Origin of the sequence: Thiemannella venezuelensis, assembly GCF_014203605.1 — a bacterium.
GTDB lineage: Bacteria > Actinomycetota > Actinomycetes > Streptosporangiales > Streptosporangiaceae > Planomonospora_A > Planomonospora_A venezuelensis.
This window is the reverse complement of sequence record NZ_JACHJJ010000017.1, coordinates 102,802-117,365: the sequence shown is the minus strand read 5'-3', so window position 1 is coordinate 117,365 and position 14,564 is coordinate 102,802. Positions and strand designations below refer to the sequence as shown.

Below are 14,564 nucleotides of genomic sequence, written 5' to 3'. Positions count from 1 at the left end.
ATCACAAGGGACCGGTGAGGCCCTCAGCGCACGGCGGAGGAGATCAGGTCGAGGGCGTCGCGGAACGACGTGACGTGCGGCACCGACGGCGGCAGCCCGTCCTGCCATCCGGGACCGCCCGCCATGACGCGGCTCGCCGGGCGCGAGACGGGCAGCCGGGTGAGCGGTCCGGGATCGCCGGTCTCCGGCCGCTGGGACCAGACGAACACGACCGCCGGTCCGAGGCGGCGCATCGCCCCGGACAGTGCGGAGAAGGGCGTCCGGGCGCCCAGGACGCGGGTCTCGATCCGGTGGTCGGCGGTCAGCGCCGCGGCCAGCGCGTAGATCGGCAGGCTGTGCTGTTCGTCCTCGGCGCAGGCCAGCAGCACCGGCCGGTCGTTGACCGGTGCCCGGGGCGGCCTGGCCAACTGGATGAGAGCCGCCAGCACCCGGTCGGAGAACACGTGCTCGACCTCGACGGCGGCGCCGGTCGCGGCCTGGCGCCTGCAGATCGTCTCGAACACCGGCAGCACCAGGCGCTCCCAGGTCCACACGACCCCGTGCCTGTCCAGCGCGGCGCCGATCCAGCCGGACAGGGCGGGACTGTCCAGGGCGATCGCGGACCGGGCCAGCATCGCCGCGCTCGGGACCTCGTGCCGCGGCTCCGGTACGGGGAACCGGCCGGGCGCGTGCCGGGAGAGTGCGCCGTGCTCCTCCGCCCCCCGGCCGGACGCTCCTGCGGCCGGTGTGTCCTCGGCGGGCGCTCCTGCGGCAGGTCCGTCCTCCCCTGCTGTCCCTGCGGCCGGTGTGTCCTCGGCGGGCGCCTCGTGGGCGGGCTCCTCCCGGGCGGGCGCGGCGGCCGCATTCCGGGCGAAGCCGGGGCCCAGGACCAGTTTCGCGGCGTCGGCGGCCGGAACGCCGCTCCTGATCAGCCGGTTCATCTCCTCCAGGCGCCGCAGGTCACCCGCGTCGTAGCGGCGGTGCCCGCCGGGACTGCGGCGGCTCGGGCCGAGGCCGTACCGGAGGTTCCAGGTGCGGAGGGTCGGGGCGGGCACGCCGAGCCGCCGTGCGACGGCGCCGATGCCGTAGCCCGGTTCGTCCTGCGTGGTCGGTCGCTCGTCCATCCGCTCTCGTCCTCCGCGCCGGGGGTGCCGGGGCCTGTCCGGGGCGGGCGTGCGCCCCCCGGACATTCTTTCGGAACGGGCCCGCCGGCGGATGCAACCGCAGGCGGCCGCCGTACGCAAGCCGCGGGCGGTTCTCCGCCGGCCGGGGACGGGGCGTCCGAATGGGGTTCGGAGAGACGCTCCGTCGGCTACGATCACGGCACGGACGATCTACCGGGCCGGTCTGCGGGAACGGGCGGTGTCAGGGTGAGGTGGCGGCAGTGAGCGAGCGGAACCCCTACGGCCTCGACGTGAGCACGGCCAACGTCGCGCGCATCTACGACTACATGCTCGGCGGGAAGGACAACTTCGCCGCCGACCGCGAGGCCGCCGAGCAGATCCTCAAGGCGTTCCCCGAGTCGCGCGAGGGTGTGCGGCTCAACCGCGAGTTCCTCGGCAACGCGGTCCGGTACCTCGCGGCGGAGGCGGGGATCCGCCAGTTCGTCGACGTCGGGGCGGGTCTTCCCACCCAGAAGAACGTGCACCAGATCGCGCACGAGGTCGATCCGGAGGCCCGCACGGTCTACGTCGACAACGACCCGATCGTGTGCGTGCACGGCAGGGCCCTGCTCGCCGGCGCCCCGACGGTCGCCATGGTCGAGGGCGACCTGCGCGCTCCGGAGGAGATCTGGGCCAGGGTGACGGGGACCGGCCTGATCGACCCCGAGGAACCGGTCGGCGTGCTCATGGTCGCGCTCCTGCACTTCCTCGACGACCCCTACGCCGAGGTCGCCAAGCTCCGGGAGATGCTGGCGCCGGGCAGTTTCCTGGTGGTCACCCACCTGTCGATGGCCGAGCGGCGGGCCGGCGACACCGACGCGGTGAAGCGCGTCTACTCCCGGGCGAGCTCCGGCGTGGTCCCGCGGACGGTGGAAGAGATCAAGATGTTCTTCGGCGACTTCGAGATCCTGGACAACGGCGTCTTCATCTCCCCCAGCGCGCTGGAGCGCATGGCGATCCTCGGCTGGGGCGGGGTCGGCCGCAAGCACTGAGCGTGCCGGGAGCCGTCCTCACGCCCCGGCACGGGGCGGCGTCCCCGGCCTCGGGCCCGAGGCGCGGCCTCCGGCCCGAGGCGCGGCGGCCGGGGCGAACCGATGCGCGGCTCCCCGGCCGCGGGAACGGCGAGGGCCGGAACCCGGGAGTCCGGGTTCCGGCCCTTCGTGCCCACGCCGGCGGCCGGGCACGCGCGTCAGCGCTGTGTGCCAGTGGCTGTGTGCCAGCGGCGGTGCGTCAGTGGTCGTGTCCGTGGCCGTGCCCGTGGTCGTGCTCATGCTCGTCGTCCTCGTCCGAGGGGCCGTCGGAAGGCTCCACGCCCAGCACGGCCTCCCGGGGCTCCACCTGGTCCACGTGCTCGATCAGGCCCAGCACGTGGTCCGGCTCGATCAGCCACTGCAGCGCCGTCGCGCCGGTCTCGTCGGCGGAGACCATCTCCGCCTGCTCCCTGCGCTCGTCGTCGTCCAGATCGGCGTCGGGGTGCTCGATCTCCTTCAGCGCGGCGGCCTGGAGGGCGCCGATGTCCTGGACCTCCACGGTCAGCTCGACCGTGAGACGGAGATAGCGTTCGGTGCCCAATTCATCGCTCATGGTCAAGGATCCTAGTGCCACGGGCGAGTGCGATCAGACTACGGCAGCTTCCAGTCGACCGGAGTCGCGCCCTGCTTCTCCAGCAACTGGTTGGCGCGGCTGAACGGGCGCGAGCCGAAGAACCCGCTGCGCGCCGAGAGCGGGCTCGGGTGGGCCGACTCGACGGTCGGCACGTCGCCGAGCATCGGCACGAGGGAACGGGCGTCCTTGCCCCACAGGATCGCCACCAGCGGCTTGTCGCGGGCCACCAGCGCCTTGATGGCCTGCTCGGTGACGACCTCCCAGCCCTTGCCGCGGTGCGAGGCGGGCTTGCCCGGCATGACGGTGAGCACCCGGTTGAGCAGCAGCACGCCGTGCTCGGCCCACGGAGTCAGGTCGCCGTTGCTCGGCATCGGCAGGCCGAGGTCCTCGGTGAGCTCCTTGTAGATGTTGCGCAGGCTGCCCGGGATCGGCCGCACGTCGGCGGCGACGGAGAAGCTCAGCCCGATCGGGTGCCCCGGCGTCGGATAGGGGTCCTGGCCGACGATCAGCACCTTGACCTGGTCGAAGGGCTGCTTGAAGGCACGCAGCACGTTGTCCCCGGCGGGGAGGTACTGCCTGCCCTCGGCCACCTCCTTCCGGAGGAAGTCGCCCAGCTCGGCGATCTTGCCTGCGACGGGTTCCAGGGCCTCGGCCCACCCGGATTCCACGAGTTCGTTCAGCGGTCGTGCGGCCATGCCCGGCACCCTATCGGGATCTACCGACATTAACCGAAGGTTCCGCAGACTGTCCGCCCCCCGGATCATGTACCGGACGCCGATGCGTCCGCGTCCGAAACGGGCAGGCGGCCGGGCCGGTCGTCCCGGGGCGCGGAGACCCGAGGTTCCGGTACGGCGTGCGCGGCCGGGGCCGGGCACGCCGTACCGGAACCGCCCCCGCGGAGGCCCGGCGGCGGGGGTGCGGTTCCCGCCGCCGGGCACGTCTCGCCTCCCTCGCCCACCGGGTCACTTCACGGAGCCCGCCATCATTCCCTGCACGAAGTAGCGCTGGAAGGCGAAGAACAGGATCAGCGGGATGATCAGCGACAGGAAGGCGCCGGGCGCGAGGATGTCGACGTTGGTGCCGAACTGCCGCATCTGGGACTGGAGGGCCTTGGTCATCGGCTGGTTCTCGGTGTTGGCGAAGACCAGGGCGACGAGCAGGTCGTTCCAGACCCAGAGGAACTGGAAGATCCCCAGCGAGGCGACCGCCGGCTTGGCCAGCGGGAACACCACGGTCGAGAAGATCTTCCACTCTCCCGCGCCGTCCATCCGGGCCGCCTCCAGCAGCGAGGCGGGGATGCCCGCGAAGAAGTTGCGGAGCAGGAAGATGGCGAAGGGGAGTCCGAAGGCGACGTGGAAGAGCACCACGCCGGGGATGGAGCCGAAGATGCCGAGAGCGCCGTACAGCTTCGCGATCGGGATGAGCGCGATCTGGATCGGCACCACCAGCAGGGCGACCACCACGAGGAACAGCGCGTCCCTGCCGGGGAACTCCATCCAGGCGAACGCGTAGGCCGCCATGGCCGCGATGCCGATCACCAGGATCGTCGAGGGCAGCGCGATGAGCACGGTGTTCCAGAACGACGAGGTGAAACCGCTGGCCAGCAGGCTGCTGTAGCTGGACAGGGTCAGCTCGGCCGGCTTGGTGAACACCGTCCACCAGCCGCTGGAGTTGTTGGCGGCCTCCTCGCGGATGGAGACCACGAACAGGCCGAGGGTGGGGATCAGCCAGAAGACGCCGATCAGCACGAGCAGCACCTGGAGCACGCCGCCGCCCACCCGGTCGACGATCCGGCCGAGGGCGCTGCGCGGGGGCGCGCCGAGAGTGGGGGCCGTCACTGGTTGTCCCTCCTGAACCGCCGGATGTTGAGGATCATGAAGGGCAGCACGAGGATCAGCAGGAAGATGGCCAGCGCGCTGCCCAGCCCCTGGTTCCCGCCGCCGCCGAAGGAGACCCGCCACATCTCCAGCGCGATCACGTTGGCGTTCGGCTGCACCGATCCCGGCGCGATGACGAAGACCAGGTCGAAGACCTTCAGCGTGTTGATGATCATTGTGACGAGCACGACGAGCAGCACCGGGGACAGCAGCGGGACGGTGATCAGGCGGAACACCTGCCACTCGGTGGCGCCGTCGATGCGGGCGGCCTCCAGCGCGTCGCGGGGGATGGCCGAGAGCCCTGCCGCGATCAGCACCATGGCGAACCCGGCCCACACCCAGATGAACGCGCCGATGATCGCCGGGGTGATGAGCGTCGGGCCGAGCCAGCTCAGGCCGTTGAAGGCCGCCTCGAAGTTCGACTGCGGGAGCCGTACGACGTAGTCGCCCGGGGCCAGCCCGGTGAACCGGAAGGTCCCGTCGGCCTCGGTGGTGGCCTCCGCCCGGACCGCGCCGTCCTGGACCGCCTCGACGGTCATTCCCGCCAGGCCCTTCTCGGTGCCGTCCACCTGGTTGGTCCGGCCGCCGCCGCCCTGGGTGAAGTCCACCCACACGGTCCCGGTCAGCTCGCCCGGCGCGGGCTGGGCGGCCTTCGCCGGGGCGGCCGAGGCGAGGTCGGCGGGCTTGACGCCCACCAGGGGAAGGAGCACGGGCTGCCCCGGCCGGGCGGGCTGCCTGCTCACCACCGCGCGGCCCTCCGCGGCGACCGGGGACTGGTCGCCGCCCCTGGGCCGGGCGTCCGGATACCCCTGGCCGCCGCCGAACACGCCCGAGACCGAGGAGATCACGGCGTTGGCCACGCCGCGGTCCGGATCCTGCTCGTAGACCAGGCGGAAGATGACGCCGGAGGCCAGCAGCGAGACCGCCATGGGCATGAACACGATCAGCTTGAACGCGGTCGCCCAGCGGATCCGCTCGGTCAGCACCGCGAAGATCAGGCCTATCACGGTGACCAGCAGGGGGGCGACCACGACCCAGATCAGGTTGTTCCTGATGGTGGTCAGGGTCGAGGAGTCGGTGAAGATCGCCGCGTAGTTGTCCAGGCCGACGAAGGTCTTCTCGTTCGCGCCGTAGAGGCTCCGGTAGACGGAGTAGCCGATCGGATAGAGCACCATCGCGCCGAGCAGGACCAGGCTCGGGAGCAGGAACAGGGTCGCCATCGTCGGCGGCGGTCCCAGCCTGGAGCGCCTGGCGGGCGCCGGAGCGGCCCCCGGGGCGGCGGGCCCGGCGGTCGCGACCTCCGGCGCGGCGGCGGGCGCCCGCGGGTCCTCGGAGCGGACGTCGGACAGCGCGGGGTGCACCTCCCCGTCGTCGCCCGCCGGCCGGGTCGCCCCGGAGGCACCGCCGGGCGCGGGGGATGCACCGCCGGAGGCGGGGGATGCGTCGTGCGGTCCGGGGGAGGACCCGCGGGCGAGGTCGCCGCGCGGGTCCTGCGGGCCGTCCAACCTGTCGGTCACGGCCGTTCCCTCCTACTTCCAGGCTTTCTTGGCCTCGGCCTCAAGCTGGCTCTGGATGCCCTTGATGTCGGACGGGTCGCGCAGGAAGTCCTGCAGGAGCTTCCACTCGCCCTTGCCGTCGGTGCCGCCGAAGGCGCTGGGCGCGAGGTCGGACATGTCGTAGCGGACGGACTCACCCGCGGAGATGATCGTCTGGGCGAGCTGCTTGGTCAGCTCGCTCGGGTAGTTGTCCGGGGAGACGTTGCGGTTGGGCGACAGGTAGCCGGGGAGCTTGGCCCAGACCTCGCCGCCCTCCTTGGAGGCGAGGAACTCCAGCAGCGCCATCGCGCCGGGGGAGTCCTTCATCGCCACCGCGACGTCGCCGCCCAGCACGACCGGCTCGGTCTCACCGGCCTTGGGGAAGGCGAAGTACTTGGCCTCCTCGCCCAGCTTGGCGTCCGACTCCTCGGCCGTGGTGCCGACGAAGTCGGCCTCGATGATCATGGCCGCCTTGTCCTGGCCGTAGACCTGGGTCACGCAGGTCGGGAAGTCGGTCTGCAGGGCGCCGGAGCTGCCGCCGAGCATGAGCTCCTGCTTGCCGAAGATCTGCGCCATCTTCTCCAGCGCGGTGGTCACGCTGGGGTCGGTCCACGGGATCTCGTGCTTGGAGAGCTTGGTGTAGTTCTCCGGCCCGGCGGTGGACAGGTAGACGTTCTCGAACAGGTCGGTCAGGGTCCAGCCGGATGCCCCGCACAGGGCGAACGGCGCCGTCCCGGAGTCGGCGACGGTCTGGGCGCCCGTGATGAGCTCGTCCCAGGTGGTGGGCGGCTGCACCCCGGCGTCGGTGAAGGCCTGGTCGCGGTACCAGATGAGCGACTTGTGGGCGGCCTTCACCAGCACGCCGTAGACCTCGCCGCCGGCCGAGCCCAGCTCCTTCCAGTACGGGGTGTAGTTCTCGTCGATCTGCTTGATCACCTCGGGGGTGAGCGGCTTGAGCGCCTCCTGCTCGTCGTACTGCTGGACCAGGCCGGGCTGGGGCAGGATCGCGACGTCCGGCGGGCTGCCGCCCTGGATCCGCGGCCCGAGGTAGGCGCCGGTGTCCTCGCCGGTGGAGGAGTAGGTGACCTTGGCGCCGGTCTTGGCGGTGAAGGCGTCCAGCACCTTCTGGAAGTTCTGCTGCTCGGCCCCGGTCCACTTCGCGGCGACCTCGACGGTCTGGCCCTCCAGGGCCTTGCCCGCCGCGGGGGCGGAGGTGGTCCCGCCGGCCGCCGGAGGCGTGGGCTCGGCGGACTCGCCGCCGCACGCGGCCAGCGCGACGGCCAGGCCCGCCACCGTCGCCAGGGTGATGGTTTTGCGCATGTCGAACAGACCTCCTGTGCTTTCGTGACTCCCTGCGGTCCGGACCGGCGGTTCGGCGGTTCGCCGGGCGGCTCCGGTCAGCGAGCTCGGATGATCTCGTTGAGCTGGTTTCTCATGGACGCGACGACGTCGCCGCTGGACTCCTCGAAGGGCCGGGTGAGCGCGTTGGAGACCGCGCTGGCGATCGCCAGGCTCACCTGGTCGTAGTTGGCGGTGACCGGCCTCGGCGTGGCCGACAGGATGCTCTGCTTGAGGACCGGAAGGTAGGGGAAACGCTTGATCAGTGCGGGGTCGTCGTACAGCTCGGCCCACACGGGCGGGAACGAGCCCTGGGTGAGCACCCGCCGCTGGTTCTCCAGGCCGGTGAAGTAGCGGATGAACTCCACCGCCGACTTCTGCCGCCTGGAGTAGGCGCTGAGCGCGAGGTTGGTCCCGCCCAGCGAACCGGAGCCCGGGCCGTCCAGCCCCGGCAGCCGGGTGACCGTGAACTTGCCGGCGATCCCGGACTGGGTGGCCGGGCCGTAGGCGTGCGGCCAGTTGCGGGCGAAGGCCAGCCGGCCCTCCTGGAAGGCGAGCCTCGACTCCTCCTCCTTGTAGGAGAGCGACTCGGGCGGGATCCACCCCTCCCGGAACCCGCCCATGAGGAAGTCCAGGCCGGTCTTCGCGCCGGCCGGGTCCATGGTCACCTGCGTGCCGTCCCGGCTGAGGATCGGCCCGCCGCCCGCCGACTGCACCGCCTCGGCGAAGTTGACGGTCAGCCCCTCGTAGGCCAGGAACTGCCCGGCGTAGCCGCCGATGCCGTACTCGTCGTGCAGGGCGCGGGCCTGCTCGCGCAGCTCCGCCCAGGTCCTGGGCGGGGTGAAGCCCTCCTTGGCGAGCAGGTCCTCGCGGTAGTAGAGCAGACCGGCGTTGGCGGTGTACGGCACCGCCCAGAGCTTGTCCCGGTAGACGGCCGTGGCCACGACCGGCTGCAGGAACCGGTCGAGCGGGAACAGGCTCCGGTCCAGCGGGACGATCCAGCCGGCGTCGGCGAACTCCGCCGTCCAGACCACGTCCAGGCCGAGCACGTCGTAGCGGTCGCTTCTCGCCTGGAGGTTGGCGACCATCTGCGCGCGCTGCTCGTCGGCGGCCTCGGGGAGTTCGAGCAGGGTGACCCGCTCGGCGGGATGCTCCCGGTTCCACCGGTCGAGCAGAGGCTGCAGGTAGGACGTCGTGTCCCGCCCGATCACCAGGGTGAACGGGCCGCTCCCGTCGCGCCGCCCGGCCTCCGCCCCGCCGGTCTCCGCCTCGCCCGCCGCTCCCGCCGTGCACCCCGCCAGCGCCAGCGCGGCGAGCACGGCCAGAAGCGGACGATGCACCGGTGACCTCCGGGTTCCGAGGCGGTTACATACATGTTAGGTAGCTGCATTCATGTTATGCACAGCGCTAATGTGAACGTCAACGGATCGATCCGTAACGCTCACATAACGTGAGCTCGATGAGGAGGTGAGCGTGCGGCCGTTCCTGCTGGCGCTCCTCGCGAAGGAACCTGCCCACGGATACGAGCTCAAACAGGCGCTTGAACAGATATTTGGCAGTGCCTATCCCTCGCCGAACATCGGGCAGATCTACGTGACACTCGGGCGTCTGGAGAAGGACGGCCTGGTCCGCGCGGTGGACGTCGAGCAGCCCAACCGGCCGAACAAGAAGGTCTACCACCTGACCGCCGCGGGCCGCGAGGCGCTCGACGCCTGGGCCGACGAGCCGACGGAGGGGCCGCGGGTCCGCGACGAGTTCTTCATGAAGCTCGTGCTGGCCCCGATGACCGGCATCTCCGACCGGATGACGCTGATCAACCGCCAGCGCCGCCACTACCTCGCGCTCATGCGCGACCTCAACGAGCTCGCCGGGCGGACCGACCCGGCCGACCGCGTCGCGCTCCTGCTGATCGAGGGGGCCATGCTGCATCTGCAGGCGGACCTCGACTGGCTCGACCGCTGCCAGGAAGATCTGAGCTGAGCCGGAGCGACGACCCGAGGAGCGACCCATGAGCCGGAGCGAACCCGACCGGGCGGGCGGGGCGGCCCGCAAGGGACGAGTCGTCCGCGGGGCGGGCGGGGAACGGGAGGCGGCCCCGGACCCCGTCGTCAGCACCGTCAACCTCGTCAAGATCTACCAGAACGGCGGTGTCCCGGTGCCCGCCGTACGCGGGGTGGACCTGCGGGTGGAGCCGGGCGAGTTCGTCGCGATCATGGGCCCTTCCGGCTCCGGGAAGTCCACGCTGGTGCACATGCTCGGCGGCCTCGACGTCCGGACCAGCGGCGAGATCTGGCTGGACGGCAGGCGCGCCGACACGCTGGGCGAGAGCGCGTGGGCGCTGCTGCGCAGGCAGAAGATCGGCTTCGTCTTCCAGTTCTTCAACCTGGTCGCCAACATGACCGTCGCGGACAACGTCGAGCTGCCCGCGCTGCTGGCCGGGGCCTCCCCGCGGGTGGCCCGCGAGCGCCGCGAGCACCTGCTCGGCGCGCTCGGCCTCACCGACCGCGCCGGGGCCGCCCCCGCCCAGCTCGCCGGGGGCGAGCAGCAGCGGGTCGCACTGGCCCGGGCCCTGGCCAACCGGCCCAGCCTCCTGCTGGCCGACGAGCCCACCGGCAACCTCGACAGCCGCAACACCCGCGACGTGCTGAGGCTCCTCGGCGAGGTGCACCGCGACGGCCAGACGATCATCCTGGTCACCCACGACGCCCGCGTGGCGAGCCTCGCCGACCGCGTCGTCTCCCTCCTCGACGGCCAGATCGTCGACGACGGCGCCGTCGGAGCCGCCCGCCGCCGCCCCCGGGGCACCGCCGGCGACGTGGTCGAGCTGAGGGGCTGAGCCGGTGAGCACGGTCCGGGCCTCGGTGCGGTGGATCAGGGCGGACCTGCGGGCCCGGCGCGGGCAGGCGCTCCTGGCGGTCCTCTCGGTGGCCGGGATCGTCACCGCGCTGATCACCTCGGCCACCCTGCTGGAGGACGGGACCAACCCCTGGCGGGCGCTGTTCGCGCAGACCAGGGGCGCGCACGTGTGGATCCACACCAGGGACGCGCCCGACGTCACGGCGCTGTCGCGGCTGCCGGGGGTGGAACAGGTGGCGGGGCCGTACCGGACGGCGCCGGTGACGCTCGCGCTCGGCGGCAAGAAGTCGCCGGTCGCGCTGCGCGGGACGGCCGCCGAGCCGCCCCGGGTGGCCGCGCCGCTGGTCCGCGAGGGCCGCTGGCTCCGCCCGGACGACACCGGCGGCGTGGTCGTCGAACGCTCCTTCGCCGAGGCGCTCGGCCTGCGCGTCGGCGGGCCGTTCACCGTCACCGCGCTCAACGGCGCCACCCACCCGCTGATCGTCGTCGGCCTCGCCGAAAGCGCCGACCAGGGCTTCTATCCCGAGTGGACCCCCGGCCTGGCCTGGACCCTGCCGGCGACCCTCACCCGGATCGAGCCCGCGCCGGGCCGCAGCGAGTCGGTCACCGGCCTGCGGCTCGCCGACGGGGAGGAGACGCTCCCGGCCGTCCACGGGGCCGTCACCCTGCTCGACGAGCAGATCCAGCGCATGTCCACCTGGCGCGAGGTCCGCGCCTCCATGGAGCTGGACAACCGGCTGCTGGGCCTGCTGCTCGCGCTCTTCGGCGCCGCCGGGCTGGTCGCCGCCGCGCTGGCCATCGCCAACGCGACCGGCGGCCGGGTGCTCACCCAGACACGCGACATCGCCACCCTCAAGTCCCTCGGCTACACGCGCGGCCAGGTCTTCGCCGTCCTGGTGGCCGAGCACGGCGCGCTCGGCCTGCTCGGCATCGCCCTCGGCCTGGTCTGCGGCCGCCTCGTCACGACGCTGGCCCTGGACGGCCTGCCGATCCTGCCGCTCTCCCCGGCCCCGCTGCTCGCGATCACCGGCGGCACCGCCGCGGTGGTCCTGGCCGCGGTGGCCCTGCCCGCCTGGCGCGGCGGGCGCACCCCGCCCATCCCCGCCGCCCAGGTGGCCCCGCCCCGGGGCCGCCTGTCACGGCTGGCCAGGCTCGCCCTGCTCCTGCGGCTCCCGCCCGCCCTCGTCCTGGGCACGCGCGACGCCTTCACCCGCAGGACACCCGCCCTGCTCACCATCGTCGGCCTGGCCGTCCCGATGATGATGATCACCATCGGCCTCGGCTGCTGGGCCACCCTCGACGACTTCCTCCGCCACCCCGAACGGGTCGGCCAGGCCGCCGCCCTCACCGTGCACCCCGGCAGGCTCACCGCCGAGGACGCCGCCCGCATCGCCCGCGCCGATCCTGACGTGCTGGCCGTCCACCCCGGCAGCGAGGTCTCCGCGCTGGAACCGGAGCAGACCCGCAGCGTGCTGGCCCGCGCCCTCGGCACCTCCGCCGAGCCGTACCCCTTCGCGGTCGTGGAGGGGCGGATGTTCGCCGCGCGCGGCGAGGCCGTCGCCGGGCAGGGCCTGCTCGACCTGCTCGGCGCCGGGATCGGCGACCGGGTCCGGATGACGGTCGGCGGCACGCCGCTGATCGTGCACATCGTGGGCCGGGTGGTGGAGCCCGACCACGATGGCGAGGTGCTCTCCCTCGGCATGGACAGCCTCGCCGCCAAGGACGCGGTGCCGCCCCAGTTCCACGCCCTGGTGCTGAAGCAGGGCGCCGACCCCGCAGCCGTCCGGGCCCGGCTGCTGGCCGCCTCCGGCGAGGCGCTGGAGGTGCGGCGGACGGTCAACCCGGCCGAACGGCTCGCGGTCATCCGGGTGGTGATCGTGGCACTGACCGTCGTGCTCGCCCTGCTGGGCCTGGCCAACCTGCTCACCGCCAGTGCGCTGGGCCTGCGCGACCACGCGCTCGACCTGGCGGTGCTCAAGGCCATGGGCCTCACCCCCCGGCAGGTGGCCGCGACCCTGGTCACCGGGACCGGGCTGCCGGTCGTGCTCGGGGTGGTGGCGGGCACGGCCGCCGGGGCCTCGGCGGTCGCCGGCCTGATCGACCTGCAGGGCCGTACCAGCGGGGTCGGCGCGGGCATCGGCCGCACCCCGTCCGCGGCGGCCCTGGCGGCCGCCGCGGGAATCGCGATCGGGGCGGCCCTGCTGGTGGCGCTGATCCCCGCCCGCAGAGCCGCCCGCGCCCAGGTCCCGGTGACCGCCCGGTAGCGGTGCGGGCCGCCGGAGCCGCCCGCACCCGGGCCACCGGCGGTCCCGTCAGTGCCGCTCGGTGAGCTGGAACCAGAAGAAGCCGTGACCCGGCAGGGTCAGCAGGTACGGCAGGTCGCCGACGACCGGGAACGGCACCCCGCCGCGGGCCTCGACCGGGGTCAGGCCCTTGAACCGGCGCAGGTCGAGCTGGACCGGCTGCGGATGCTTCGACAGGTTGTTGACGCAGAGCATCACGTCGCCGGAGTCCTCGCGGACGAAGGTCAGCACCGCCGGGTTGTCCGACCAGAGCTCGATGTAGGCGCCGGTGCCGAAGACGGGATGCCGCCGCCGGATGGCCAGCATCTTCCGGGTGAAGTGCAGCAGCGACGACGGGTTCTTCTGCTGCGCCTCCACGTTGACCGCCTGGAAGCCGTAGATCGGGTCCATGACGGCCGGCAGGTAGAGCCGGCCCGGGTCGGCCGTGGAGAAACCGGCGTTGCGGTCCGGGCTCCACTGCATCGGGGTGCGGACCGCGTCGCGGTCCTCCAGCCAGATGTTGTCGCCCATGCCGATCTCGTCGCCGTAGTACATGACCGGTGAGCCGGGAAGGGAGAGCAGCAGCGCGGTGAACAGCTCGATCTGGTCCCGGTCGTTCTCCAGCAGCGGGGCCAGGCGCCGCCGGATGCCGAGGTAGGCCCGCATGCGCGGGTCCTTGGCGTACTCGGCGTGCATGTAGTCGCGCTCGTCGTCGGTGACCGTCTCCAGGGTCAGCTCGTCGTGGTTGCGCAGGAAGATCCCCCACTGGGCGCTGTCGGGGAGCTTCGGGGTCCGCGACATGATCTCGGAGATCGGCTCGCGGTCGCCCCGCCGTACCGCCATGAAGATCCGCGGCATGAGCGGGAAGTGGAAGGCCATGTGGCACTCGTCGCCCCCGGCGGCGGGGTCGCCGAAGTACTCCACCACGTCCTCGGGCCAGCCGTTGGCCTCGGCCAGCAGCACCCGGTCCGGGTAGAGGCGGTCCACCTCGGCCCGCACCCGCCTGAGGTAGGCGTGGGTCTCCGGCAGCCCGGAGCAGATCGTGCCCTCGCGCTCGAACAGGTACGGCACCGCGTCCAGCCGGAAGCCGTCGATGCCCAGGTCCAGCCAGAACCGGAGCACCTCCAGCATGGCCTCCTGGACCGCCGGGTTGTCGTAGTTCAGGTCCGGCTGGTGGTGGAAGAAGCGGTGCCAGTAGTGCTGCTTGCGGACGGGGTCGTAGGTCCAGTTGGACTCCTCCGCGCCGATGAAGATGATCGGCGCGTCGGGGTAGCGGGACGGGTCGTCGCTCCAGACGTAGAAGTCGCCGTAGGGGCCCTCGGGGTCGTGCCGGGAGGCCTGGAACCAGGGGTGGGCGTCGCTGGTGTGGTTCATCACCAGGTCGGTGATGACGCGCATGCCCCGCCTGTGGGCCTGCTCGACGAGCTCCACGAAGTCGGCGAGGTCGCCGAAGTCGGGCAGGATCTTCAGGTAGTCGGATATGTCGTAGCCGCCGTCGCGCAGCGGCGACTCGTACAGCGGGAGCAGCCACAGGCAGTCCACGCCGAGCCACTGGAGGTAGTCCAGCTTCTGGATGAGGCCGCGGAGGTCTCCGGTGCCGTCGCCGTTGGAGTCGGCGAACCCGCGGACCAGCACCTCGTAGAAGACCGCCCGCTTGTACCACTGCGGATCCGCCGAGACGAAGTCCTCGGGGACCGACTCGGGGTGGGGGGATGCGTTCATTGTTCTCGCTCAGGGGGAAGGAGGGCAGGACGAAGTCACCGGGTGTCCCGGTCGATGCTGTCTGGTGACCGCGCTGGGGGGAGCCGTCATCCCTGTGAGCTCCCTGCCCCCGGACAGGCCGAATTCGTGGTTCGGGCCCGCCGTTGTGGCGCTTTCCGGGCGAACACTACCAGCCGGGTGTGCGCCGGGAGGCCTGATCGACCAGGA

At 72.2% G+C, this 14,564-nt stretch carries 12 protein-coding genes; 4 read left to right on the top strand and 8 right to left on the bottom strand.

Annotated features, from left to right (window positions below):
• Positions 1-23: 23 nt before the first annotated feature.
• Positions 24-1,103: a MerR family transcriptional regulator gene (locus FHS22_RS23715; RefSeq protein ID WP_184944964.1), complete on the bottom strand. Its 1,080-nt coding sequence runs from the start codon at positions 1,101-1,103 to the stop codon at positions 24-26.
• 260 nt (positions 1,104-1,363) lie between these two features.
• Between FHS22_RS23715 and FHS22_RS23710 the strand changes: the two genes are divergently transcribed.
• Positions 1,364-2,134: an SAM-dependent methyltransferase gene (locus FHS22_RS23710; protein WP_338047902.1), complete on the top strand. Its 771-nt coding sequence runs from the start codon at positions 1,364-1,366 to the stop codon at positions 2,132-2,134.
• Positions 2,135-2,372: 238 nt separating this feature from the next.
• On the opposite strand, the gene FHS22_RS23705 is transcribed toward FHS22_RS23710, so the two are convergent.
• From FHS22_RS23705 to FHS22_RS23680, 6 genes are all read right to left on the bottom strand, one after another.
• Positions 2,373-2,726 carry a hypothetical protein gene (locus FHS22_RS23705; RefSeq protein ID WP_184944960.1) on the bottom strand — a complete coding sequence of 118 codons (354 nt, stop codon included), beginning with the start codon at positions 2,724-2,726 and terminating at the stop codon, positions 2,373-2,375.
• Positions 2,727-2,764: 38 nt separating this feature from the next.
• Positions 2,765-3,442 (bottom strand): uracil-DNA glycosylase, encoded by a 678-nt coding sequence (locus FHS22_RS23700; RefSeq protein WP_184944959.1) that lies wholly within the window; start codon positions 3,440-3,442, stop codon positions 2,765-2,767.
• Between the two features lie 267 nt (positions 3,443-3,709).
• A complete protein-coding gene (locus tag FHS22_RS23695) occupies positions 3,710-4,585 on the bottom strand; it encodes a carbohydrate ABC transporter permease (RefSeq protein ID WP_184944957.1) in 876 nt (291 codons plus the stop codon).
• Positions 4,582-6,141: an ABC transporter permease gene (locus FHS22_RS23690; protein WP_377297282.1), complete on the bottom strand. Its 1,560-nt coding sequence runs from the start codon at positions 6,139-6,141 to the stop codon at positions 4,582-4,584. Before FHS22_RS23690 ends, FHS22_RS23695 begins: the two co-directional genes overlap by 4 nt.
• A 12-nt stretch (positions 6,142-6,153) precedes the next feature.
• Complete coding sequence (locus FHS22_RS23685; protein WP_184944955.1) at positions 6,154-7,479, bottom strand: ABC transporter substrate-binding protein; 1,326 nt, start codon at positions 7,477-7,479, stop codon at positions 6,154-6,156.
• A gap of 77 nt (positions 7,480-7,556) precedes the next feature.
• On the bottom strand, positions 7,557-8,837 hold the full coding sequence (locus tag FHS22_RS23680; RefSeq protein WP_338047901.1) for an ABC transporter substrate-binding protein: 1,281 nt from the start codon (positions 8,835-8,837) through the stop codon (positions 7,557-7,559).
• Between the two features lie 127 nt (positions 8,838-8,964).
• Between FHS22_RS23680 and FHS22_RS23675 the strand changes: the two genes are divergently transcribed.
• From FHS22_RS23675 to FHS22_RS23665, 3 genes are read left to right on the top strand one after another with little or no spacing between them, the layout of a single operon-like run.
• A complete protein-coding gene (locus FHS22_RS23675; RefSeq protein ID WP_338047900.1) occupies positions 8,965-9,477 on the top strand; it encodes a PadR family transcriptional regulator in 513 nt (170 codons plus the stop codon).
• A gap of 28 nt (positions 9,478-9,505) precedes the next feature.
• A complete protein-coding gene (locus tag FHS22_RS23670) occupies positions 9,506-10,333 on the top strand; it encodes an ABC transporter ATP-binding protein (RefSeq protein WP_260408206.1) in 828 nt (275 codons plus the stop codon).
• Positions 10,334-10,337: 4 nt separating this feature from the next.
• Positions 10,338-12,617, top strand: a complete 2,280-nt coding sequence (locus FHS22_RS23665) for an FtsX-like permease family protein (RefSeq protein WP_184944953.1) — start codon at positions 10,338-10,340, stop codon at positions 12,615-12,617.
• A 48-nt stretch (positions 12,618-12,665) separates the two neighbouring features.
• Here the strand turns inward: FHS22_RS23665 and treS are convergent, their stop codons facing one another.
• Positions 12,666-14,357 carry a maltose alpha-D-glucosyltransferase gene (gene treS / locus FHS22_RS23660; RefSeq protein ID WP_184944951.1) on the bottom strand — a complete coding sequence of 564 codons (1,692 nt, stop codon included), beginning with the start codon at positions 14,355-14,357 and terminating at the stop codon, positions 12,666-12,668.
• Positions 14,358-14,564 lie beyond the last annotated feature (207 nt).

Coding starts and splice junctions, on each gene's coding strand:
- FHS22_RS23715 (WP_184944964.1), bottom strand. CDS start 1,103: ATGGACGAGCGACCGACCACGCAGGACGAACCGGGCTACGGCATCGGC.
- treS (WP_184944951.1), bottom strand. CDS start 14,357: ATGAACGCATCCCCCCACCCCGAGTCGGTCCCCGAGGACTTCGTCTCG.
- FHS22_RS23685 (WP_184944955.1), bottom strand. CDS start 7,479: ATGCGCAAAACCATCACCCTGGCGACGGTGGCGGGCCTGGCCGTCGCG.
- FHS22_RS23705 (WP_184944960.1), bottom strand. CDS start 2,726: ATGAGCGATGAATTGGGCACCGAACGCTATCTCCGTCTCACGGTCGAG.
- FHS22_RS23670 (WP_260408206.1), top strand. CDS start 9,506: ATGAGCCGGAGCGAACCCGACCGGGCGGGCGGGGCGGCCCGCAAGGGA.
- FHS22_RS23700 (WP_184944959.1), bottom strand. CDS start 3,442: ATGGCCGCACGACCGCTGAACGAACTCGTGGAATCCGGGTGGGCCGAG.